Origin of the sequence: Pseudoalteromonas sp. CO342X (genome assembly GCF_004208915.1) — a bacterium.
In the GTDB taxonomy this organism is placed as follows: domain Bacteria; phylum Pseudomonadota; class Gammaproteobacteria; order Enterobacterales; family Alteromonadaceae; genus Pseudoalteromonas; species Pseudoalteromonas maricaloris.
Map to the genome: position 1 here is coordinate 13,124 of NZ_SGPH01000003.1, position 24,477 is coordinate 37,600.

The window sequence follows — 24,477 nt, forward strand, 5'->3', positions numbered from 1 at the left end:
ACTGGTAAACCAGAGGGGTGGGGTGTAATTGCGCGAATTGAGCGACATTTACTGTAGACACCCCGCACTTGCGGGGTTTTTTTTGGCTGAGGATAAGGGTATGCAAGATAAAGTCTGGATTTTCGATACAACATTAAGGGACGGTGAGCAGGCGTTAAAAGCCAGCTTAACAGAAGAAGATAAAATACAGCTGGCGCATACCATTAGTCGTCTCAATGTGGATGTCATGGAAGTGGGTTTTCCAGTATCAAGTCCGGCTGATTTTCGTGCGGTACAACGCATTGCTGCCGAGGTAAAAGGTCCGGCGATTTGTGGCCTTGCGCGTGCGGTTAGTAAAGATATCGACGCGTGTGGTGAAGCCCTTAAAGGCGCTGAACAGCGCCGCATTCACACCTTTATCGCAACCAGCCCTCTGCACCTAGAACATAAGTTAAGAATGAGTCTAGATGATGCGACTAACATGGCGATTAAGGCCATTACTCAAGCCAGAAAGTACACTGATGATGTTGAGTTTTCATGTGAAGACGCCGGCCGTACGCCACACGCTGATCTGTGTCGTATTGTTGAAGCGGCGATTGATGCCGGTGCATCTACGATTAATTTGCCTGATACCGTAGGTTATGTCACACCAGACGAGTATGCAGCGATGATTTACCATATTCGAAATAATGTGCCTAACATCGACAAAGCGAGACTAAGCGTCCATTGTCACAATGATTTAGGACTTGCGGTGGCAAACTCAATCGCGGCGGTACAAGCCGGTGCAAGACAAATCGAATGTACCATCAATGGTATAGGTGAGCGTGCAGGTAACTGCTCACTAGAAGAAGTAGCGATGATCATGAAGATGCGCCAAGACCACCTAAAAGTGCACACCGATATTCGTAGCGAAGAGATTTATCGCGCGTCGCGCCAAGTTGCTAAAATCTGCAATATGCCGGTGCAGCCAAACAAGGCAATTGTAGGTGAAAATGCCTTTGCACATAGCTCGGGTATTCACCAAGACGGGGTCTTAAAAGCACAAAACACCTATGAAATCATGGCACCAGAAACCGTTGGTGTGCCGAGTAATCAGTTAAATATGACTTCACGCTCTGGCCGACATGTTATCGAGCATCGTCTTACCGAGCTTGGCTATCAGAAATCGGATTACGATATGGATAGCCTGTATGAAAGCTTCTTAGCATTAGCCGATCAAAAGGGCACGGTTTACGACTATGACCTTGAAGCGATGATTTATTTCAACCAAATCAAAGATAAAGACGAGCGCTACCAATTACAGTTCGTCAATGCATCTTCTAACTCTCAATCTATCGCGAGCGCGACTGTGGGGATTGCCTTGAATGGTGAGCTTAAGCAAGAAGCGGCAACCGGTAACGGTCCTGTGGAAGCGGCGTTTGTAGCTATCGAGCGTATCACTGGCATGGCGGTGGAAGTGGTGGAATATAACCTTGATGCGACGGGTAAAGGGGCAAGCTCACTGGGCCAAGTCGATATTATTGCCAAGTTTGATGGTAAGCAATATCACGGTGTGGGACTGGCAGCCGATATTGTCGAAGCGTCAGTGAGAGCTATGATCCGAGTATATAACCTAATTGATAGAGCACAAAAAGTGTCTAGCCTAAAACAACAAAGGAAAGCAGGATGAGTCAAACAAACTACAAAATCGCAGTACTAGCTGGAGATGGAATTGGTCCAGAAGTGATGCAAGCCGCTGAGCTGGTATTAGATAAAGTGGCGACTAAGTTCAACTTTGCTTTAGAAAAATCACCACAAGCGATTGGTGGTGCGGCCATAGACCAATTTGGCGAAGCCTTACCCGCGGCGACATTGGCCGCATGTGAAGCCGCTGATGCGATTCTGTTTGGCTCTGTGGGTGGGCCTAAGTGGGAGCACTTACCGCCAAATGAGCAACCTGAACGGGCATCCTTATTACCGCTTAGAAAGCACTTTCAGCTATTTTGTAATCTGCGTCCTGCGCAGCTGTTACCCGCATTGAGCGCTGCCTCTCCGCTACGCAGTGACATTAGCCAGCAAGGTTTTGATATTTTATGCGTCCGTGAGCTTACAGGCGGGATTTATTTTGGCGAAAAAGGTCGCCAAGGTGAGGGCGAAAGCGAGTCGGCGTTTGATACGCAAACCTATTCGCGCAAAGAAATTGAACGTATCGCCCGTTTTGCTTTTGATGCAGCGAGACTTAGAAGCAATCATGTGACGTCTGTAGATAAAGCCAACGTGCTGGCAACCAGTGTACTGTGGCGTGAAGTGGTCAATGAAGTCGCAAAAGAATACCCAGATGTGACGCTTGATCACATCTATATCGACAACGCTGCGATGCAGTTGGTAAAGCAACCAAGCCAGTTTGATGTGCTACTGTGCGATAACCTGTTCGGTGACATCCTTTCTGATGAATGTGCAATGATCACGGGTTCCATGGGGTTATTACCATCGGCAAGTCTAAACCAATCGGGCTTTGGCTTATATGAGCCTGCGGGCGGCTCAGCACCAGATATCGCCGGTAAAGGGGTGGCAAATCCAATCGCACAAATCTTAAGTGCCGCGCTGATGCTACGTTATTCATTGGGGCAGGATGAAGCGGCACGCGCAATTGAAAAGGCGGTAGCAGAGGCGGTGAAAGATGGTGTAGGTACACCGGATATCTATCCTCAAGCAGGGTTTACTACAATGGATGTCGCGCAAGCGATCGTCGACAGGGTTTAATAAAGGTAAGAGCAAGTGGCAAAAACATTATACGATAAAATTTGGCAATCCCATGTGGTTGCTAAATTAAACGAGCAAACCGATCTCTTGTACATTGACCGTCATCTAGTACACGAAGTCACTTCACCGCAGGCATTTGCGGGCTTAAGAGAGCAGAATCGTCCGGTAAGATGTCCAGAAAAAACCTTTGCGACAATGGATCATAATGTCTCGACCAAGAGCCGTTCGATTGATGCTGCCAGTGAGGTGAGCAAAAACCAGCTACAAGCGTTGGCACAAAACTGTGAAGAGTTCGGCATTGTACTTTACGATTTAAATTCGATTAACCAAGGCATAGTGCACGTAATGGGACCTGAGCAAGGGATCACTTTGCCAGGTACAACGATTGTATGTGGCGATAGCCATACCTCAACGCATGGTGCATTTGGTGCGCTGGCTCACGGTATTGGTACATCAGAGGTTGAACATGTGCTGGCCACGCAAACATTACAGCAGAAAAAAGCCAAATCGTTAAAAATTCAGGTGAATGGCGTCTTGCGTCCGACCGTGACTGCAAAAGACTTGATCCTCGCTGTGATTGGGCAATTAGGCACAGCTGGTGGCACTGGCTATGTGGCTGAGTTTTGTGGGACGGGGATCGAAGCGCTGTCGATGGAAGCGCGGATGACGCTCTGTAATATGAGTATTGAAATGGGGGCGAAAGCTGGCTTGATCGCACCTGACGAGAAAACCTTTGCGTATTTACGTGGTCGCCCATTTGCACCTCAAGGCGAAGACTTTGATGCTGCGGTGCGCTATTGGCAAACCTTGCATAGCGATCCGGATGCTGAATTTGATCGTATCGTGGAGCTGGATGCTGACAGTGTACAACCTCAAGTAACCTGGGGGACCAGTCCAGAGCAAGTCATTGGTATTAATGACTTAGTACCTAACCCTGACGATGAACCTAATTTAGTCAAAGCGGATGCGATGCGCAGCGCGCTGAAATATATGGGCCTCACAGCAGGGCAAAGGCTAAGTGATGCCAAAGTTGACACCGTATTTATTGGCTCTTGCACCAATAGCCGCATTGAAGATTTGCGTGCCGCGGCACAAGTGGTGGTGGGCAAGCACGTAGCGGCAGGCGTTGAAGCGCTAATCGTCCCGGGATCTGGATTAGTAAAACAACAAGCCGAACAAGAAGGCTTAGCCGATATTTTCAAAGCTGCGGGATTTGAGTGGCGTGAACCGGGCTGCTCTATGTGCTTGGCGATGAACGATGATCGTCTTGGCGCAGAAAAACGCTGTGCATCGACCTCAAACCGGAACTTTGAAGGGCGCCAAGGGCGAGGTGGTCGTACGCATTTGGTGAGTCCAGCAATGGCTGCCGCAGCGGCAATTGCAGGTCACTTTACTGATATTCGAGGAGAGGCGTCATGAGCGTGTTTCATCAGGGCCTAGTTGCGCCACTAGACAAAAACAATGTTGATACAGACCAAATTATTCCCAAGCAGTTTTTAACTTCAACCAGCCGCGATGGATTTGATAAAGCGCTGTTTTATGATTGGCGCTATCTTGAAGATGGCCAGCCAGATCCGAACTTTGTGCTTAACTATCGACAATATCAGGGCGCGTCAATCTTGTTAACGCGTGACAACTTTGGTTGTGGCTCGTCTCGTGAGCATGCTCCTTGGGCACTAAAACAATATGGTTTTACCGTGATCTTAGCCGAGAGCTTTGCCGATATCTTTTTTAACAATTGTGGTAATAACCAAATGCTTTGCATTGCGTTACCAGCCAGCACGTTAGATACGCTCTTCGACGCATGTGAGCAACAACCACAAGTGCATTTGAGTATTGACCTAGAAGCGCAGCAGATAAGCGGAGCGGGTACTGCACCAATTGACTTTGAGGTGCGAGAAGACATCAAAGCACGCCTCTTGAGTGGTCTTGACTTTATCGGTGAGACCGAATTATTGAATGCCCAAATTGATGCCTTTGAGCAGCAGCTTGCTACGATAAGACCTTGGCAATAATAGCGGTTTACTCAATTTGGTCGAATAATTTTGCCACCAAGCCAGAAGCTGATTAAGCTCTGGCTTTATTTGTTTTAGGTGTCTCCAATGAAAAAATTAACTTTAGCGCTACTCGCAACCTTGAGCTGCGCAGCCTTCGCGCGTCCTGCCCCGCTGGTTTCCATCCCAAGCCATGATGCATTTTTTGACGCTATTAAAGCGCACTGTGGCAAAGCCTACGAAGGTAAAGTAACGGTGGATAATCAAGGTCCAAGCAGTTTTAGCGATGCGCGTCTTGTGATGCACGTTCGTAAATGTGGTGACGCTGAGCTTCAAGTCCCATTTCATGTAGGAAAAGATGCTTCAAGAACTTGGATCATCACCAAAACAGGGAGTGGTTTGAGCTTAAAGCACGATCACCGTCATGAAGATGGCAGCGACGATGTTTCTACTATGTATGGTGGTCATACCCTAGATGCGGGATTTAATACCGTGCAGTCGTTCCCGGCTGATGAATACTCAAAACAGTTATTTGTCCAGCAAGGGATCCCACAGTCAGTCGGAAATACATGGCAGATGTATATCTATCCAGAGCAGTTTACCTATCGTTTAGTGCGTGAAGGGCGAGAGTTCCGAGTGGACTTTGATTTAACAAAACCGGTAACCGCACCAGCAGCACCTTGGGGATACGATACCAATTGAATTAATTCTCTAATCAATTTGAAGGGTGAAATAGCATATTAGCTTCGTTAAAAATTTCTCATTTAGAATAACTAAATAGCAAAATTTTTGCCTAGCTACTAAAACTATTTCCCCGCTTCAAAATAGATCATTTACTTAATACAACTGGTATAAAGACTAAACCTAGAGCGGGTTACTGAAAAATATTTATAGCGCTAACAAAAATGTGTGGCTATTTGGCCACACATTTTACGTCTACTGTTAAGTCATTCTGGTAAGGTCTTGGCTCTAATGGCATTTTATCAAAGCCTTGGACGCCACCAAGTAATGTCAATTGTGGGTTACTGCCTTGGCATAAGCGTTTGGCATGGCGCAGCAAAAATACGCTTTGTTGCCTAAAATGCGCATAACTATCTGGCTTAATTGCCAGTCGAAAGTGGTCATCGTTATACGTGGTTTGCTCATAATGTACTTTATGGTCAAAGTCATAGAGCTTTTCAGGTTCTCCTCGTGGAACCGGTGTATATTGGCACGCCGAGAGCAGTGTTGCACCTACGACTAGGGAACTTAGCTTTAATGAATTTAGTCTCAATGATAACTTACGCATAACTGTCCTTTTAGTCTGCTACATTTACAGTATATCACATGGGAGATTAGCCACTTGCTTAACCAACTTAAAAAACTATTTCAAAGCTTGCAGGAGTCGTCACCGAAACAAGAAATCGACTTTAATACCGCGCTTGCTGCATTACTGGTTGAAGTGATGCGAGCGGACGGCAAACTACAGCAGTCGGAGTTCGATAAAATTGCGGAGCTACTTAAAACACGTTGTGAATTGCCTGAACCACAAGTGAGTGCACTGATAACGCAAGCACAGCAATTGGTGGAACAGGCGGTAGATATGTATTCTTTTGCCAAGCAAGTGAATAATCACACTAGCGACATTGAGCGCATCGAGATCATTGAGTTATTGTGGCACGTTGCTTATGCTGATGGCGAACTCGACAGCCATGAAGACCATATCATTAGGAAAATAGCCGGGCTGTTTTATGTTGCTCACCCTGATTTCATTGCTGCCAAATTACGCGTTCAAGCTGGTTTAGATACTTAGTGTGCTAATACGGTTTGACACGTAATAATCACTTCTTGAATTATAAAATTCACTAACGTCGGTGAAATTGCACATATTTTGGCAATATCCTTCTGCTTGTAATCACCACGTTTATACAGGCTTAGAATGTTCTGGTGGCGTTTTGATAGAGAGCTTACCGCTTGCATCATACGACCATCTAGATTTTGCTCAATTAAGGTTTCTTCAGCACTGACTTGCTTATCAGTGTATTGTCCTGGCAGTGCGCTGTCTAAGCTAACCCAGCTTTCCTTTGATTTTTTCCTTACCATATCAATTGCGATATTTCTTGCTGTTTGATAGCAGTAAGCCACATGATTGCTAATGGCTTGCTCTTGTTCATCAGGCATTTTTGACAGACGAATATACGTTTCCTGTAAAGCGTCTTCTGCGAGGTATTGGCAGTGAAGAATTGAGGTTAAATATGCAGTCAATTTCTCCCTTTGTACTTCAATTATATCGGCCCAACGACGAACATCTACCGTATTATCTGAGCGCAACACTGCTGCCATTTTATCCCTCTACGATTAATAATGAAAATAATTCTCAATTAGATCCTAAGTTTTTTATCGGGTTTTTGTCAATAGCTAAATCGAATTTTAATTTACTTATTTGTAACGTTTGTGTCATCAAAAGGTGCGCAGGTAAAAATATGAACAGTTATGAGAATTATTTTAAATTTTTCTAAATTAATCTTAGGGGCAATCGTCATTAGGGGGCTAGTGGCAAATTGGCTCTCGGTGTTTGGTTTTAATATCTTGATAATTAAATAGTATTTTTAATTTCATTATTTTTTCTAAACGCCGAATGGATTTTGCATAACGAAATAACCCACATAGGAAATTTCATAAGGTCGTATTTATGTTAAAAAGTTGTGTTAGTTGGCCTGTTGAGGATGCAGAGCGATATCGCAATCTTGGATATTGGATAGATGAAGAGTTAAGTCAGATCTTAGAGCGTCAAGTACAAGAAAATCCGACTCAAATTGCCGTTATCGATAACGATATCGAGAAGTCCTATGCATGCTTGGAAAAAGAGGCGACGAGACTGGCGAGTTATTTGGCTGCGCAAGGACTTTGTGCCGGTGACACCGCGATTGTGCAATTGCCTAATTGTTACGAATTCTATGTGGTATTTTTTGCTTTACAAAAGCTGGCGGTGTTACCTGTTAATGCTTTGATGAATCATAACCAAGTCGAGTTAACACATTACGCAGCTGCTCTGCAGCCAAAGTTGATTATTGCGGACACAAAGCATTCTCTGTTTGGTGATAGTCAATTCTTTGAACAGTTAAAAGCGTGTACACCGCAGCTACAGTATGTGCTGCTGCGTGGTCAAAGTACTTGGGCGAAAGAGCTTGGTGAAAAGCTGCATGCTTCTGCATGCTTTGAGCATTTTGATTCTCTGCCTTTTCGTAAGCATCAAGCGGACAATGTGGCATTCTTTCAATTGTCGGGGGGAAGCACAGGTACACCTAAGTTGATCCCTCGTACCCACAATGATTATTACTATAGTGTTCGCCAAAGTGTCGAAGTGTGTCAATGGAATAAACAAACGCGATACCTTTGCGCTCTACCTGCCGCACACAATTTTCCGCTTAGTTCACCCGGCGCATTGGGAGTGTTTTACGCTGGTGGTACAGTGATCTGTGCTCCAGATCCCTCACCAAGCAGCTGTTTTAGGCTGATCGAGGCCCATAAACCAAATTGGGCTGCTTTGGTTCCCCCTGCGGTTTCGTTGTGGCTCGATTCTCGAGAGCGACAACACTATGACCTAAGCTCGTTGACTGTGCTCCAAGTCGGTGGAGCTAAGCTCAGTGCCACCCTCGCTGCCAGAATGGAAAAAGAGCTTGTTGTGACGTTGCAGCAGGTATTTGGCATGGCGGAAGGGCTTGTCAACTATACCCGTCTCGATGATGACGAATGGACGCGACATCATACACAAGGTCGACCAATGAGTGCAGCTGACGAAATCCGTATCGTCGACGAGAATAATCAACCAGTACCTCAAGGAGAGGCTGGGTTATTAACGACTAAAGGACCTTATACATTTCGTGGTTATTTAAACGCTGAACTTCATAACTTAGCTGCATTTACTGAAGATGGTTTTTACTGTAGTGGTGATGTGGTTAAACAAACTGCATCGGGCGACATAATTGTTGAGGGCCGCGATAAGGATCAAATCAATAAAGGTGGCGAAAAGGTCGCAGCAGAAGAAGTCGAGAACCAAGTATTGGCACATCCTGCGGTTCATGATTGTGCAGTTGTTGCAATGCCAGATCCTCTGCTGGGTGAGCGTATATGCGCATTTGTCGTGCCGCGAGAAGATCTTGGCCAACCACTCACAAGGGCAATGCTCAATCGCTTTGTTCGAGGTCGTGGGCTCGCTGATTACAAGTATCCTGACCGCTTTGAATTTATTGCGTCACTACCAAAAACGAAAGTTGGAAAGATCGATAAACGCGCGTTGCGTGAGCATATCGCTAATCTACTTACCTCATCACAAACTGCATAATACTCAATAGGATAAACTCATGGCAATCCCACGTATTTCTTCATATCCATTACCATCAAGCCGCCCAGAAAATCGCACTGAGTGGCAAATTAACCCGAGTAAAGCGGTGCTATTGGTTCACGATATGCAATCTTATTTTGTGAATTTCTATGATACAACGCAAGCACCGATGCGGTCTTTGATCCAACAAATTAATAGTTTAATCGTGGCAGCCAAAGCTGCTGGTGTCCCAGTTGTGTATACTGCACAGCCTGCAAATCAAGATCCGAAAGATAGAGCGCTGCTAACCGATTTTTGGGGAACTGGCCTGACTGAGCAAGACACAAGCATTTTACCTGCACTTGCTCCAACTGCCGATGATAAGGTTTATACCAAGTGGCGTTACAGCGCATTTAAACGTAGTACCCTACTTGAGGATATGCAGGCACAAGGTCGAGACCAGCTTATTATCTGTGGGATTTATGCCCATATCGGTATCTTATCTACGGCATTAGACGCCTTTATGTATGACATAAAAGCATTCGTTGTTGCGGATGCTGTCGCAGATTTTAGTGAAGCAGAACATCTCCATGCGATGGAGTATGTTTCGTCTCGTTGTGGGCAGGTGCAGTTGTTGGACGAGGTTATCGCTGCGTGCACACCACAAAATACACAACAGAAGTTATCTTTGGGCTCGATGCAGGAGGCGATTGCAGCATTGCTTTGCATTGATGTTGAAGAGGTTGATCCCGAAGAAAATTTACTCTATCTCGGATTAGATTCCATTCGCGTAATGACATTGATTGATCAGTGGCGGGCGCAAGGCATCGATATTACGCTAGCTGAACTTGCAGAAAGCACCACACTTAATGAGTGGTATGAAATTCTAGTGGGCAAAGCACCGCTGGCGATGGAACCTGCATGAGTAATTGGCCTTTAACCGCTGCGCAACTTGGGATTTGGCTTGGGCAGGCAAAACAGCCTACTAGTACGCGCTATAACACTGCTGAGTATGTTGAGTTAAACGTGCCAATAAATGCTGAAGATTGGCTGTTAACTGCTTCAAGAGTGCTACAAAGTACAACGGCAATCAATGTACGCTTTATAGAACATCAAGGCGTGCCGACAACTCAATTACTCAGTGAAGCTGAGCGAGTGGCAAAGTTGGGCGACTATATCGACTTGTCAGAAAGCGATGATGCAGCGTTTGCAGCACAGCAGCTTTTGATAAAGTGGCAAACTCAGCCTTATGACTTAGCCAATGGCGACTTATATCGTCATGTGTTAATCCGACTTGCCACTAACCACTACTATTGGGCACTTGGTGCGCATCATATTGCGATGGATGGCTTTAGTTTTGCGCTGGTTTCTAATCGAGTGATTCAGGCCTATGAGGGGGCTCAAGTTACGGCTGATGAAACTCAATATCAAGCTGTCATCACTGAAGATAGTCAGTACCGTCAAAGCAAGTGGTATCAGCAGGATAGGCTGTATTGGCAACAGCAGCTGCAAGGTCTGGATAATGCCGCAGCCCTGACAACACAAGTGTTAAATACAGAGGCGGACAAGGAAAAGGTTACGACGCAATTATCAGCAACCTTGCTCAATCAATTAGAGGCTCGAGCCAATTCGGTCGACGCCAACTGGTCTGAACTATTACTAACCGCGGTTAGCGCTATTGTTTATCAACGCACTGGGGTGGCGAAAACGATCATGGGCATGCCTGTTGCCAATCGTATGGCATCAAAAGCCGCGAATACGCCCTGCATGCATATGAATATTGTACCGGTTCCAGTGGACTTTGTGCTTGTTGATAGTTTTGAAGGTTTAATCCGTCAGGTCAGTGAGCAATTGCGTCAAGCTAGAAGGCATTTTCGATATCGTTATGAAGATTTAAAAGCTGAAGCTGCGATCTTGCAATTGCCAACAAGATTGTTTGGTGCAGTTGTTAATATTTTACCTTTTGAACGTCATGAAATCTGCCAAGGTGAAGCGGTGATAAGTCATACTGTGTCTGCTGGGCCTGTTGAGGACATTGCATTTATTTTTATCAAGCAAATGGACGGCAGTATTCGTTTCGAGATTGAAGGTAACCAAAGTGGCTATAGTAAAGCTGAGTTGTTGAGTATACAAAGTGAAACGTTGCAGTTTCTCCATGCTGTTGCTGTGGACTTGCAAATGCCATTACGCGTTACCAATCGGGACTTTGCGATAAGCGAGACTCCAGCACCTGTGGAGCAGAGTGACGTACTTAGTTGTTTGTTGGAGTTATCAAGGAAGTCGCCTAAATCAATAGCGGTTCAGGCGATAGATGGACATGCTATTAGCTATGAGCGGTTAGTACAGAAAGTGCTATGGTTAGCAAACCGCCTTAGAGTCAATGCTTCCGTCGCTGATGGTACCGTATTACTCGCACTGCCTCGTAGCCAATATACAGTGATTGCAATGTGGGCCGTATTTGCTGCGCAGCACCGCTTCGTCTTTATTGATAGCGATGCTCCTTCTGCGCGTAATCGTAGTATTATCGCTGATGCTAAGCCATGCCTAGCATTGGTGGATGATAGTAGTGAAGGGTTAGCTGAGATCCGCGATGCTGGCGTTACACAGCTTAATATTGCAAGCGAACTTGCAAATGCCCAGCTTGAAGCGTTGGCTGCCACCCCATCAATACTTCCTTTACTAGAACAAGCCTATTTAATCTATACCTCAGGTTCCACGGGTAAGCCTAAAGGGGTGCAGATAAGCCACGACGCATTGGCAGGTTTTGTTAGTGGCGCACGTCTGGCCTACCAAGTAGGCACTCAAGATAGAGTATTACAGTTTGCGCCCTTTCATTTTGATACCTGTATTGAAGAAGTCTTTGTTACTTTGACGGCCGGTGCGACGTTGATACTGCGTAATGACGCCATGTTGGAGTCTTTTGAGGATTTTCTTGCCGAACTAGAAAACCAACATATTACTATACTCGATTTACCTACCGCTTACTGGCATGAGCTTTGTCGACACCTGTGCGCGACTCGCCGTATGCTTCCTGTGTCAATTCATACCATCATTATAGGTGGAGAGGCGGTTAATCGTCAGCGTGTAGAAGCGTGGCGTGAGCAGTTTAAACAGTCTGTACGTTTACTTAACACTTACGGCCCAACGGAAGCTACAGTCGTTGCGACTGCCATTGATCTCAGTAAAGCAACAAATCCAAGCTTAATTGGTTTGCCCTTACCCGGACGCGGTGCTGTGGTAATGCGTGAAAAAGGCCAGATAGCAAAATTTGGCGAGCGCGGAGAGCTCTGGCTTACGGGCGTGGGTTTATCGAGCGGTTATTTGGGTCTGACCGAGCAAACTGCTGCTGCGTTTGTTTCATTTTGGGATCCGCAAGCTATGCGGAGCATAGCGGCTTACCGTACCGGAGACATTGTGCGGATGCATAAAAGTGGGCAACTTGAATATCTTGGCCGCGTCGATGCCCAGTTAAAAATCAGTGGCTACCGGATTGAAATTGGTGAGATTGAAGCTGTGCTATTGAGTGTTCCTGCCATTCTTGAAGCCGCGGTGACTGTGGTTAAGAATGCGCAAGGTAGTGCAACTGCTTTGGCGGCGCATATAGTGAGTACCACCGCATGGGCGTTAAATGATTTACGCACAGTGCTGAGTGAGCAGTTACCTGCTCCAATGTTACCTGCACAGCTTTATCAATATGAAGCTTTACCTAAAACACCGGCCAATAAAATCGATCGCAAGCGATTATCTGAGCAGCAAAATACCGCCTGTGACGCTGAGGTTATGAGTGACTTTGAAACACAGATAGCTGCCGTTTGGCGGGAAGTTCTGGGCGTGAGTAATGTCCGGTTAGCTGATAACTTTTTCAGCATTGGGGGGCAGTCACTCCAATGTATTCAAGTTGCAGGGCGGCTAACACAACTACTTAATAAAACGGTGAATGTCGCATTTTTATTTGCGCATCCTAAACTCGTCGACTTGTGTAATGCACTTCAGCTTGGTGATGAATTAGCACACAAGACGAACACGGATATCGCGACAACGATAAAAGCAGACCTTGCTCAATTTAGAGATAAGCTGTTGCAGGTTCAACCGCATACACTAACTGAAACTAGTGAGGAAACGGTGTTGCTGACCGGTGCAACGGGATTTGTTGGTGCGCAGTTACTGGCGCATTTACTTGCGAAGCCGGATCTAAGTGTAATTTGTAGTGTAAGAGCTAATAACATAGAGCATGGGTTCGAACGGTTACAGCAAGCCTTCGACGTGCAAAACCTTGGTGAAATAGATAGTTCTCGGGTAACGCTGTTACTTGGAGATATTGCCGCGTCACAACTTGGGTTGAGTGACGCTGACTATCAACAGCTGGGCATGCGCGTGACTCGAATATTACACAATGCAGCGCATACCTCTGTGTTACGTGATTACAGTAGCTTAAAAGTGGCAAATACAGATGCGACAGCGGAATTATTGATGTTCGCGAAATATTTTAGTTTGCCATTTAATCACGTCTCGACTATTGCGGTTGCACCACAGTCCGGAGAGCCTCTTGATGAGGCGTTTATTCCTTATCATAGTGGCCTTCACGATGGTTATCAGCAATCAAAATGGGTTGCGGAAGCGATGGTTGAAATTGCGATCCAGCAGGGGGTAGCAGCACAAGTATATCGCTTAGCACGAGTTACGGGGGCCAAACAAAGTGGCTATATTAACCACAATGACTTGGTATGGCGCATCTTGCGCTCTGGACTTAAGTTTCATCGTTTGCCTGAGCTTGCTGTGTCTGAACCGTGGACGCCTGTAGATAGAGTTGCCAAATTTGTCAGCGCACAAACTTTAACGCCTACTACTGCGGCTGTCTTTAACGTGACACCGCAAACTTTAGTGTCGTTACCGGAATTGTATCAATGGCTTATCGATTTTGGTTTTGTTTTCAAAGTGGAATCTTTGTTGAGCTGGTTGGCTGTTCTTGAACAGTCACAAGATGAAGAAGACCTAGCGATTGCAAGTTTCTTTACAAGTCAGCCGCAGCAATCACAAAAAGCGACGACATTGGTTGCGAGCAATCAGAGTTTTATCTCAGCAAGTCTCCAACACGATGCGAGTTTGCAGTCTTTTGTAAAGGCCGACTTAGCGCGCTACCTCATTTATGCCTTTACCAGCAACTTGCTAAAAATTGAACACCATCCTGAAGCGTATAAACGACTGCAGACATTACAGGCTAAATTTTCTGAATCGAAAGAGGAGTTGTCATGAAGCAGCGACAACCAGTTCCACCTAGCGGTCCTCGCCGTGTATTTTGTGTAGCTAAGCGCTATATCACGCCACACTTGTTGAGGATCACCGTTTCTGGGGAAGCGTTACATGGCTTCCCAAGCGGTTATGATGGTGCGCATATCAAGCTATTCTTCGCAAATAGAACAACCGGCACATTATCACTCCCAACACGTGATGATAGCGGTAAAATTGTTTGGCCGACGGATCGCCCGGTGACAAGGGCTTACACGGTGCGAGCTTATCGACCAGACAGCAATGAATTGGATATTGATTTTGTAGTGCACGGTTCCCACAGTCCAGCATCTGGCTGGGCGGTCAATGCCGACGTTGGCGCTGAACTTGGGGTTGCAGGGCCCGGTGGGCCAGATCCATTGCTAGCGGATGCGGATTGGCACGTGCTTGCAGGCGACCTTACAGCTGTTCCGGCGATTAGCGCGCTGCTCGAGGGGTTTGAGGCAGAGCGACGAGCTGAAGTCTTTATTGAAATAGATTCATTAGATGATAAGCATACTATTACTGCACCATCAGGTGTCAATATTCATTGGTTGCTGCGTCAAAGTGGTGACTGTGAACAACTTGCAAGAGCAATTGCAAATGTTGCAATACCCTCAGGTGTGACTTCTATCAGTGCTTTTATTGCTGGCGAAAATGGTGCAGTACTGGCGTGTCGTAAGCGGCTTATTCAAGATTTTGGGTTATCAAAAAAACAACTGTATGCCATTCCATATTGGCGTCGCGGTCAGGATGAAGAAACCTATCATGAACGCCGACATGAAATCATGGATGAGGTGTACTAGATGTCCAATGAATGTGAATTTACAGGGCGTATCGCGTTGGTGACGGGAGCTTATCAGGGCATAGGTAAAGCACTGGTCGAGCAACTATTAGCACGCGGAGCGATTGTAGTTGCGGCAGATATTGCTACTGCCGCGAGTCAACTCCAAGAAGTAACGGCTAATCACTTCCAAATCCATCTTGATGTTACGAACAAAAACCTTGTGCAAACCGTAGTTGAGGAAATTGAAATCCAGCTCGGTGCAATAGAGTATGTTGCCAGTGTCGCTGGTATTTTGCACATGGGAACGCTGCTAGAACAAAGCGATGCCCAGTGGCTTGATACGTTTGCCGTAAATTGCCATGGGCCATTTTATTTATGTCAGGCGGTGGCGAATAAGATGCGGATAAGAAAGCGTGGTGCCATCGTTGCTGTGAGCAGTAATGCAGCTAGCACACCTAGAGTGAATATGGGCAGTTATTGCGCTTCAAAGGCGGCCTTGAGTGCGATGATTAAAACGCTAGCCCTAGAAGTCGCACCGTTTAACATTCGGTGTAACCTAGTTGCGCCGGGGTCTACCGACACTCAAATGCAGCAGCAGCTATGGCGCGATGAAAATGGTGCTGAGCAAACCATTCAAGGCGATTTAACGCAATTCAAATTAGGTATTCCACTAGGTCGTATCGCCTCAGCGACGGATATCGCAAACAGTATTTTGTTTTTACTCAGTGACCAAGCTCGACACATCACCATGGCTAATCTGTTGGTTGATGGTGGGGCGACACTAGGACATTAATTTTCGAGGAATATATGAATAATCAAACACTTTCTTTGACACAATCTCAGCAACTTCAAACCGAAGGTGAACAAGTGATCGCGGGTTTTACTCAATCAATGATGAAAAAGCCAGAGCAATTTGCACCAGGGGCTTTCCCGGTTTATCTGAGCAAGGGAGAGGGAGCCATTGTCACCGATGTTGATGGTAATCAATATATCGACTTTATTTGTGGTTTAGCGGCCAATACTTTAGGTCACAATCACCCTGTTGTTGTCAATACAATTACAGAGCACTTGCACAACGGCATTATTCATTCGTTGCCTACACCTATCGAAGTGCAGACGGCGAAAACCTTAATTGAAGTGATCCCAAATGCCGAACAAGTTCGCTTTTTTAAAACGGGTGCAGATGCTAACTCTGCAGCGGTAAGACTCGCCCGTCACGTGACAGGTCGAGATGAAATTATGACGGTAGGTTATAACGGTTGGCATGATCAGTACATGTTTGACACACCCGGGGTACCGGCTGTTATTGCTGGGTTAACTCATCGCATGCCATTATTTACTCCTGCAGATGAACCAAAAATCATTGAAAAGATCATTGCAAGAAAAGATGAACTTGCGGTGGTGTTGCTATCGGTTCCATATAATCGCGTCTTAGAAAGACCATTCCTAGAACAGTTACGAAATACTTGCAGTGAACACGGTGTGATCTTGGTGTTTGATGAAGTGGTAACTGGCTTTAGATTAGCACCCGGCGGTGCGCAAGAATACTTCGGTATTCAGGCTGATTTAGTGACCTTGTCTAAGGGTATTGCGGCGGGGATGCCTTTATCTGCTGTGGCAGGCAAGCGTGAGTTGATGTCGCGGATCAATGAGCTGCAAGTATCGACTACTTTTGGTGGCGAAATGCTCTCGCTAGCAGTGTGTGATGCTGTATTAAAGGAATATCAACGCACTGAATTCACTCAGCATATAGCAAGACTTGGCGCAATTTTAAAAGCAGAGGTTAATCAGGTTTCACTGCAGTTAGGTGTGCCACTCAAAGTAGTTGGTTATGACCCTATTCCGATGTTCTTATTTGCCAAAGATCCGCAAGAGCACGTAAAGTTTGCAGTACCTTTTCTAGCTGAAATGGCAAAACGTGGTGTGCTTATGCGCCGTGAAGTGAATTTTATTTGTGGCGCACATACTGAAGCGCATATCAACGAAACAATAGCCGCAGTTAAGGCATCACTAATAGCGATGAAAGAAGCAGGCCTTTTTGATCCTCAGGATGCCAGCTAATGGTTTGTTCTTGCTTGTCGACACAGCGCTTTGCAGCACTTGCTGGCGCTTCAGGAAGTGCTGCATTTGGTAGTGCTCAGGTTGGTGAACTTGAAAACTTAAAAGCGGTTTGTAACAAGCCGCAGAACAATGCACTGCGCACGCTAATTGATAATGTTTTTATCTACACTGCAGACACAAGAGATACTGTTTACCCAAAAGGTTGGTTACTTGTTCACGGCAAACATATTGAAGCGCTGGGTGAGGATGGAGAACAACCTAGTAACTTCGATCAACGGATTGATGGTCAAGGTAAGTTAATGCTGCCAGGGCTTATAAATCCTCATTGGCATGAAAGTTTTGTCGCGCCAAATGCTGAGTCACCTGATGACACCCACTTAGAGGCCACTGCGTATTCAAATGGTGGCAATATTCAAGCACTAGGTTCCATGTTTGGCTTTATCTCCACTGTGGGAGATAAGTTGACGCTAGAGGAAGGTCTAGCCATCGCCCGTTGGAGTATGTGGACGCAACTGCGTTCGGGTACAACTGCGCTGGGGGATGTTGGTTCGGCAAATAAAGCTGACGCAATGGCGCTTGCTGCGATTGATTTAGGTATGCGGTTAAGGGTGAGTCGTTGGGGATCGGATATAATGCTGGAAGCGCATAAGTCGACACCCACTATCATCGCTGATACCGAGCTACAAACAGCGGATTGGCTATCACTTATCGAAACTTGGGATAATCATAGCTCAGGGCTTGTGGGGGCGATGCCTTCCGTGATGGGGGCTTTTGGTAGTTCTGACAAACAGCTAGAAGCACTGGCTAGTATCGCCCAGCAATACCAAGTACCCTATGCCACACACCTAGCGCCGCTAAAAAATGAACGTGCTGAAGTTGAACGCGTATTTGGTCGCTCGCCTATCGCGCGCTTTGATGCCATGGGATTACTTACTGACAAGCTATTAGCTGTGCACACAGCTTATGCAAGCGAGGATGAGTATCAACGCCTTATTGAAACGGGTGTTAATATCTGCCATTCACCAGCGCACTACGGCATGCTTGGTGAGGCAACAATCAGTGAAACTGGGCAGATAGGGCGTTTTTTAAAAGATGGTGTATGGGTTTCTAGCAGTACCGATGGCGATATCTCGTTTATTGGTGGTATGTGTGAAGCCATGCGGGGGGCACACCTTGGGCACAACGAAGCACAAAATTGTAATACCGCCTGCCCACCTACCTTAGCCTTAAAAACAGCGTCTTTATATGCAGCAAAAGCGTTGGGGTGGGAGCAACAAATTGGCTCGATTGAAGTGGGTAAGCAGGCAGATTTAGTGTTAGTGAACAATGATGACTATCGATACAAGCTTTCTGGTCATCCACTGAGAACTTTTATTGTTACAGGGTCAAGTCTTGATGTAGATTCGGTAATGGTGGCTGGTGATTTAGTGGTGAAAGCAGGGCGTAGCACTCGGTTTGATGAGCATGAGCTTTTTGAGGATTATCTTAAAGCGGTGGCGAGCGCTCGCAAGCGTATTGGAGGTCCAGCATGAATCAAACGCGATTAGCGACTTGGTTTTTGCTGTTAGCAAGTACCATGACGGTGCTTGCTAGTGCGACTCTAGCGCCAGCATTACCAGCGATGACAGTGGCTTTCTCAGGTATTGAACATGCCGCATTTTGGACCAAAATGACCTTAGCATTACCTGGTCTCGTAATAGCACTTTGTGCGCCAATTGCAGGGAGTTTAGTCGACAAATGGAATAGTCAAAAATTACTAGTGAACGCACTAATATTGTTCGTACTTAGTGGTGGACTAGGCTATTACTGGCAGGATTCGTTGTGGCTGATCCTTGGTAGTCGAGCGATGATGGGAGTCGCTGTTGCCTTTATTATGGTGAGTGGCACAACGATCGCAGGACGATACTTCGAAGGGCCCAAGTTTTCTCAGTTTATGGGATTGCAAGCTGCCTTTGGTGGCTTTGGTGGCGTACTATTCTTGGCGCTTGCAGGCTTTTTAGCAGAGCAGCATTGGACTTGGGTTTTTGCTATTTACTCACTCGCACTTTTGGTACTACCAGGGGTATGGCTTTGGGTAAAGGTGCCGCCAGTTAGCCTGCCACCACAAACTCAATCACTACCAAGTAGTTGGATGAACCGAACCTTTTTGCTGTGCTGTACACTAGCACTGGTAGAAATTATTGTACTGTATGGATTAACGATTCATTTGCCTTTTTATTTGTCTGCTCAGCAAGCATCAGCCAGCACTATAGGCTTAGTAATAGCGGGCTTTTTATTCGCGATGTCATGCGTCTCTATGGGTTATGGTCGTGTTAGACAGTACTTGAATATTAAGCAAGCACATTTAGTTGGCTGGCTTATTGTTGCAACTGGATTTTCGTTACTTGGTTTTGTAAATACTTTTAGTAGCATTGTTTGCGCTAGCTTTGTAATCGGCGCGGGTCTTGGCCTTATTCGACCAAACCTTGTAGTTTGGCTATTCGAATTTGTTCCGCCACCGATGCGAGGAAAAGCGATGGGGATTATGACAACCTGTTACTTTACCGGGCAATTTATTAGCCCTGTGTTGTTTGAACCGATGATAGCCAGTCTAGGGTTTCAGTTATTCTTTATTTATCTAGCAATGACTATCGCTTCAGTTGCAGTCTTGGTGGCAGGGATTTATCTATTAAATCAAAAAACATGGTTAAAGCAACTCGACTAGTTACTTTAACCTGAAGTTGCTCCCAGAGTGTCGCTGCGATGCGCTTTTACAAACTGCATCGGAGTGACACCGAATTGCTTTTTGAATGCAGCAATAAAGTTGGCAACATGGTCATAATGTGCCAAGTATGCAGCTTCTCCAATCGACAAGCCTTCAACTAACAACGCATGTCGTGCCTTATTGAGCTTGCTTTGTTTAACGTACTGTTTTGGTGTTGTGTTAAAGCTGCGTTTAAAGAAACGCTGTAAGCTGCTTAAGCTCATAGCAAGCTCTAATGCGACCTGCTCAACACTTTTTCCTTCCGACAATAAATCGATGATCTTATTTTTTTTGACCTCAATATCTGAGTGAAAGGGCTGTTTATACATCACGTGGCTCTGGTTACTACTGTCTATCAAGTGAGGAAGAAAGCAGCTCAACCATTGCATCACAACACCTTCACACTCCAAACGTTCAGCTAAGCTTGGTTGTTTTGGGGTTTGAAGCAGTTGTTGTGACAGCGAAATTGCTTTTGTTTGTAGCGGTAACTCAATCACTTTCGTGGTGGTAAATAGAGATTGATATTGCTGCGACAGTCTCGCAACGAGCCATCGAGGACTGACGCTCAGTGTGACCTTTTCTACTTCTTGGTGTTTTTGCAGATAGCGAGTGAAAGGCTCGGGCTGAGTGATGAGGTTGACAAATGCCTGAGGTGCGTTTTCAGCGCTGAAACGGTAATATTTATTCGCAACTCTAAATTCCACAACACCTTTAAGCAATACGGTAATGTTCACACTTGGTTGCAATTCTGCACAGCTGCTAGTTTGCTGCTGCTCGATACATTGACAGGTATGAAGTTGAAGATCATCGCTCAATGGCAAAAAAGAGAGTCGACCAATCGCAATAAGTTGCTCAATATCAAAGCCGTTGATACGGCAGTTTAATCCACTCGCCAATAACAACTTGTTGTTGAGCTCAGCGTTGGAAATATTCCCTTCCATAGTAAGTGCCACAATTTTCTAAAACGCATAATAGATTGACGATTTTGCATAACTAATATTCAAAATGCAACAAAAGTAAAAGTGTACAATATTACGAGTGATTCGTATTAACATCAAAATTTAAAGGATACTTATGTTGGTTTCTCGCACTAAGCAGTTAGGCTTTCGCCCTTCAACCCTCGCTTTAGCACTCGCGGGGGTACTATCAGCACCAGCTTTGGCTGACTCAGGTGATGCAGGTAAAATAGAAAGAATAGAAGTTTGGTCAACTGCGGTAAAAACTTCTGCACTGTATTTAAAAGAACAAGAAATTGCGGATAAACAAGCAGACCATATTTCTGATTTACTGCGCTCTATTCCTGGCATTGATGTCGGTGGTGCACACTCGCTGAACCAGCGAATCACTATCCGTAGTATGGATGACAAAGATCTTAAAATTTCAATAGATGGTGCAGCACAAAATACTTACATGTACCACCACATGGGTAACCTTCAAATTCATGCTGATATTCTAAAGTCAGTAGATATTGAAACGGGCACTAACTCAGTAATTAACGGCGGTCTTGGTGGTTCAGTGCGGTTCGAAACAAAAGAAGCACGTGAATTGCTTTCTGGTGACGATCGCTTTGCCGCTCGTGTTTCAGCAGGGGCTGCAGACAATGCCGGGCATAATTACTCGGTAACGGGTTTTGGTTTGTTGACCGATGATGTCGACTTTCTTGCATATTACAACCATGTTGAGCGTGATAATTACGAAGTGGGTGGTGGCAAGATCTTAGACCAAAACGATGAAGTCGTTGCAGGTACTGATGGTGAGGTAAAAGGTCTTGAAGGTGAAGTTTCTGATGCGCTAATTAAATTTGGTTGGAATATTAATAACAACCAACGTCTTGCACTGAGTTTCGAGACTTATAAAGATGAAGGTGACTACAGTTATCGCCCTGATATGGGCTTAGCGACAGATGTTGCTATTACTAATAGCTTGCAGATCCCTTTGTTATGGCCGACAGAGTTTACAAGAGACACAATTACGCTGAGCTATGATCTTAACTGGGGCGAAAACTCTTCATTAAAGGCGAGCTTATATTCCAATACCAGTGAACTTTATCGCGACGAATCAGGTTGGTCTATGTCTCCTTCTCCTAGGTTCCAAGCGTACGCTGGAGAAGTGATGGGTGAAGCTGAAAATACGGGGCTAAATTTGCTTGGTGAAACACTGGCAACTGGGCTTTTTGCTGAAGAAGAGCATACCTTCACTTATGGCGCAGATTATGTGAAGCACGATACTCAGTACGATCTAGCTATTGCGTCAGGTGGTTCAAAGCACTCTGAAGAAAGTGCGAAAAATCTAGCCTTTTTCATTCAGGACAAAATTGATTTTGGTAATGGTTTGGCGGTTATTCCTGGTGTTAGGCACGATAGCTACGATATAGATTCAGGCACAGTGAACAATGATTATTCGGAATTTTCTTTATCATTGGCTGCTGAGTATCAATTTAATGAAAATTTAATGGTGAAGTTAAGTTCGACTGAGCTATTTAAAGGCCCAGAAATAAGTGAGGTATTTGTTGGTGCTGGTTTAGGTGATAACCGCAATCAAGACATTGAAGCGGAAACGGGCATTAATACCGAGTTTTCGATTGCCTATGATGGTGAAGTTGGGACCAACAAGACACTCCGTTTAGGCGCAACGATATTCAGAACGCAAATTGACGACTATATTTTTGATAATGCAGCATTACCTGGCGGTGCACCTCGTGAAACGTGGAAAGACAACGTCGGTGATATGACTGTAGATGGGTTTGAAGCTTATGCTGGTTTTGCGCTTGATGCGTTTTCTTTTCAGTTAACTTACTCTAACTCTGAGAGTGAACTTGATGCATTTACACAGTATGCCTCGTTAGATGGCGCGCGTTTAGAGCGAGAGCAGGGTGATACTATTTCAGCTGACTTTACTTACCAAATTACGGCGTATAACTTGACGCTGAATTGGGATTTTATGGTTGTTGATGATGTGGCACAAGGTACCGATCTCTATGGCGCCGATTTAGACAACAGTAAAGATGGCTTCACCGTGCATAATATCAGCGCACACTGGCAGCCTGAATCAGTACCTAGTTTGCATGTTCGTCTAGGTGTAGATAATTTGTTTGATGAGTTTTATTCTTCACAATCTTCTAAAAACGGGGTTTCTTTTCACCCAGTATTTGGTGAATTATTCTTAATGGACTATGAACCAGGAAGAAACATTAAAGCAAGTGTATCTTACCAGTTTTAACTGGGTTAGCACCTGCTGTTATAAACGTGTAATACCGCAGGTAAGTTAATTCCGAAAATTAAAATGCCCAGTAAAATGCTGGGCATTTTTATCGTTTTGCAGTTAAGCAGTTGCGCGCATCTTGATTTGGCTAAGTTGATGGTAAGCCTGATTGGATTCAAGCGCATTTAGCATAGTTGAAAGTTTTGCTTCGGTTTCTAGCCATTCAGCAGTCGGATCAGAAGCTGCGACAATACCAGCTCCCGCAAATAGTCTGGCATGATTCGCACTTATCTCACCACTGCGGATAACCACCACCCATTCACCATTTCCATGTTTGTCACACCAACCAACGATCCCTGAGAAAAAGTCACGACTTTCTCCCTCTAGTGAGTGGATCCAAGGATAGGCATCGGCAGTCGGTTTACCGCATAGTGCAGGCGTAGGGTGTAGACGATTGGCTAGTGCTAATACATGAGTGTTAGCGTCGGCGAGTTGACCTTCAACCTCTGTGGACAAGTGCCACATCGTTGCTGTGCTCAGCAATGAGGGCGAGCTGGGTATGGTAAGCTTTTGACACCAAGGTTGTAAAACCTGTGACATTTCTACCAATACAACAGCATGTTCATACCGATCTTTCTTTGATGCCATTAATGCTTGTTTGAGTTTAAACTCCATAGCCTTATCATTTGAACGTTTAGCTGAGCCTGCAAGGGGATTACTGAGCACCGCTTGCCCATGTTTGCGTAAGAGTAATTCTGGACTCACGCCCATCAAGGTGGAATTTTGTTCCGTTGGGAAAGAGAAGTGAAAACCGCTAGGGCTTTGGGTTAATAAATTTGTCAGAATGGTTTCCGGTGAAAGTGGTGCATCAAAATAGAGGTCTACTTGTTTGCCAAGAACAATTTTTTCTAATTGTTCATTGGCAAATAGCTTTTTGGCTTCACGTATCGCACTCTCATAGTGATGCTGTGATTGTCTATGCGAGATACGTTCAAGCGATGGCATAGTGTCCTGCTTAAGCGTGCCTTTGGCGGTTATCCATTGCTTGAAAGTTTCTTTATCATATTGGTGCGCTTGCTCAGTTACAATAAATTGAGCTTGTTGAGTTTTGCAAAATGGTAGCACACCGAATGCTATCGCATCATTGCTGCTGCACTTTGCTAGCTCTCGTTTTAACTGGCTCACTAATACATCGTGATCTTTTATCTGAGTGGTGAACCTATGATGTGGCCGTTGAGTTAAGAAGCACCGTGTGCCCGAAACAAAAAAAGCTTGTTGTGATAAGTCAATGGACTCAAGCGTTGTATTGGTGGATTGCAAAGCAGATATTTCACTCAACATGGTTTGTCCTCATTTCCCAGCGCTGCGGCGCAATTTTAGATACCTAGTTGACGAAGCTTGG

At 45.3% G+C, this 24,477-nt stretch carries 19 protein-coding genes; 15 read left to right on the top strand and 4 right to left on the bottom strand.

Annotation, left to right across the window (positions count from 1 at the left end):
• The first annotated feature begins 100 nt into the window (after positions 1-100).
• The 5 genes from leuA to EXT47_RS00490 all read left to right on the top strand — a co-directional run bounded on the left by leuA (position 101) and on the right by EXT47_RS00490 (position 5,417).
• The gene (gene leuA, locus EXT47_RS00470; protein ID WP_130125707.1) at positions 101-1,648 is read left to right on the top strand and encodes a 2-isopropylmalate synthase; all 1,548 of its coding nucleotides are present in this window, start codon (positions 101-103) and stop codon (positions 1,646-1,648) included.
• A complete protein-coding gene (leuB, locus tag EXT47_RS00475) occupies positions 1,645-2,721 on the top strand; it encodes a 3-isopropylmalate dehydrogenase (protein ID WP_130125708.1) in 1,077 nt (358 codons plus the stop codon). Before leuA ends, leuB begins: the two co-directional genes overlap by 4 nt.
• A gap of 15 nt (positions 2,722-2,736) precedes the next feature.
• A complete protein-coding gene (gene leuC / locus EXT47_RS00480; RefSeq protein WP_039494784.1) occupies positions 2,737-4,140 on the top strand; it encodes a 3-isopropylmalate dehydratase large subunit in 1,404 nt (467 codons plus the stop codon).
• A complete protein-coding gene (gene leuD, locus EXT47_RS00485; RefSeq protein ID WP_039494782.1) occupies positions 4,137-4,736 on the top strand; it encodes a 3-isopropylmalate dehydratase small subunit in 600 nt (199 codons plus the stop codon). The genes leuC and leuD overlap by 4 nt, the downstream gene beginning before the upstream one ends.
• Positions 4,737-4,823: 87 nt before the next feature.
• Positions 4,824-5,417 carry a hypothetical protein gene (locus EXT47_RS00490; RefSeq protein WP_039494779.1) on the top strand — a complete coding sequence of 198 codons (594 nt, stop codon included), beginning with the start codon at positions 4,824-4,826 and terminating at the stop codon, positions 5,415-5,417.
• A 211-nt stretch (positions 5,418-5,628) separates the two neighbouring features.
• Here EXT47_RS00490 and EXT47_RS00495 read toward each other — a convergent pair whose 3' ends face one another.
• Positions 5,629-6,003, bottom strand: coding sequence for a hypothetical protein (locus EXT47_RS00495; protein WP_039494777.1), 375 nt, complete (start codon positions 6,001-6,003; stop codon positions 5,629-5,631).
• 54 nt (positions 6,004-6,057) lie between these two features.
• Here EXT47_RS00495 and EXT47_RS00500 point away from each other — a divergent pair, with 54 nt between their 5' ends.
• Positions 6,058-6,507, top strand: coding sequence for a TerB family tellurite resistance protein (locus tag EXT47_RS00500; protein WP_017219307.1), 450 nt, complete (start codon positions 6,058-6,060; stop codon positions 6,505-6,507).
• Here EXT47_RS00500 and EXT47_RS00505 read toward each other — a convergent pair.
• On the bottom strand, positions 6,504-7,037 hold the full coding sequence (locus EXT47_RS00505; RefSeq protein WP_052258274.1) for an RNA polymerase sigma factor: 534 nt from the start codon (positions 7,035-7,037) through the stop codon (positions 6,504-6,506). The genes EXT47_RS00500 and EXT47_RS00505 overlap by 4 nt on opposite strands.
• A gap of 349 nt (positions 7,038-7,386) precedes the next feature.
• Here EXT47_RS00505 and EXT47_RS00510 point away from each other — a divergent pair, with 349 nt between their 5' ends.
• From EXT47_RS00510 to EXT47_RS00545, 8 genes are read left to right on the top strand one after another with little or no spacing between them, the layout of a single operon-like run.
• Complete coding sequence (locus EXT47_RS00510) at positions 7,387-9,039, top strand: (2,3-dihydroxybenzoyl)adenylate synthase (RefSeq protein WP_039494773.1); 1,653 nt, start codon at positions 7,387-7,389, stop codon at positions 9,037-9,039.
• Positions 9,040-9,058: 19 nt separating this feature from the next.
• Positions 9,059-9,943, top strand: coding sequence for an isochorismatase family protein (locus EXT47_RS00515; protein ID WP_039494771.1), 885 nt, complete (start codon positions 9,059-9,061; stop codon positions 9,941-9,943).
• The gene (locus tag EXT47_RS00520) at positions 9,940-14,271 is read left to right on the top strand and encodes a non-ribosomal peptide synthetase (RefSeq protein WP_130125709.1); all 4,332 of its coding nucleotides are present in this window, start codon (positions 9,940-9,942) and stop codon (positions 14,269-14,271) included. Before EXT47_RS00515 ends, EXT47_RS00520 begins: the two co-directional genes overlap by 4 nt.
• Positions 14,268-15,089, top strand: a complete 822-nt coding sequence (locus tag EXT47_RS00525; RefSeq protein ID WP_039494766.1) for a siderophore-interacting protein — start codon at positions 14,268-14,270, stop codon at positions 15,087-15,089. Before EXT47_RS00520 ends, EXT47_RS00525 begins: the two co-directional genes overlap by 4 nt.
• Positions 15,090-15,863, top strand: a complete 774-nt coding sequence (dhbA, locus tag EXT47_RS00530; RefSeq protein WP_039494764.1) for a 2,3-dihydro-2,3-dihydroxybenzoate dehydrogenase — start codon at positions 15,090-15,092, stop codon at positions 15,861-15,863. It abuts the gene before it with no gap.
• 14 nt (positions 15,864-15,877) lie between these two features.
• Positions 15,878-17,131 carry an aspartate aminotransferase family protein gene (locus EXT47_RS00535; RefSeq protein WP_052258272.1) on the top strand — a complete coding sequence of 418 codons (1,254 nt, stop codon included), beginning with the start codon at positions 15,878-15,880 and terminating at the stop codon, positions 17,129-17,131.
• Positions 17,131-18,663, top strand: a complete 1,533-nt coding sequence (locus EXT47_RS00540) for an amidohydrolase family protein (RefSeq protein ID WP_052258270.1) — start codon at positions 17,131-17,133, stop codon at positions 18,661-18,663. Before EXT47_RS00535 ends, EXT47_RS00540 begins: the two co-directional genes overlap by 1 nt.
• Complete coding sequence (locus tag EXT47_RS00545; protein ID WP_017219316.1) at positions 18,660-19,835, top strand: MFS transporter; 1,176 nt, start codon at positions 18,660-18,662, stop codon at positions 19,833-19,835. Before EXT47_RS00540 ends, EXT47_RS00545 begins: the two co-directional genes overlap by 4 nt.
• 5 nt (positions 19,836-19,840) lie before the next feature.
• Here EXT47_RS00545 and EXT47_RS00550 read toward each other — a convergent pair whose 3' ends face one another.
• Positions 19,841-20,815, bottom strand: a complete 975-nt coding sequence (locus EXT47_RS00550) for an AraC family transcriptional regulator (protein WP_039494761.1) — start codon at positions 20,813-20,815, stop codon at positions 19,841-19,843.
• Positions 20,816-20,948: 133 nt separating this feature from the next.
• On the opposite strand from EXT47_RS00550, the gene EXT47_RS00555 reads away from it, so the two are divergent.
• On the top strand, positions 20,949-23,093 hold the full coding sequence (locus tag EXT47_RS00555) for a TonB-dependent receptor (protein WP_130125710.1): 2,145 nt from the start codon (positions 20,949-20,951) through the stop codon (positions 23,091-23,093).
• A gap of 102 nt (positions 23,094-23,195) precedes the next feature.
• On the opposite strand, the gene EXT47_RS00560 is transcribed toward EXT47_RS00555, so the two are convergent.
• Complete coding sequence (locus tag EXT47_RS00560; protein ID WP_039494759.1) at positions 23,196-24,416, bottom strand: isochorismate synthase MenF; 1,221 nt, start codon at positions 24,414-24,416, stop codon at positions 23,196-23,198.
• Between the last annotated feature and the right edge of the window lie 61 nt (positions 24,417-24,477).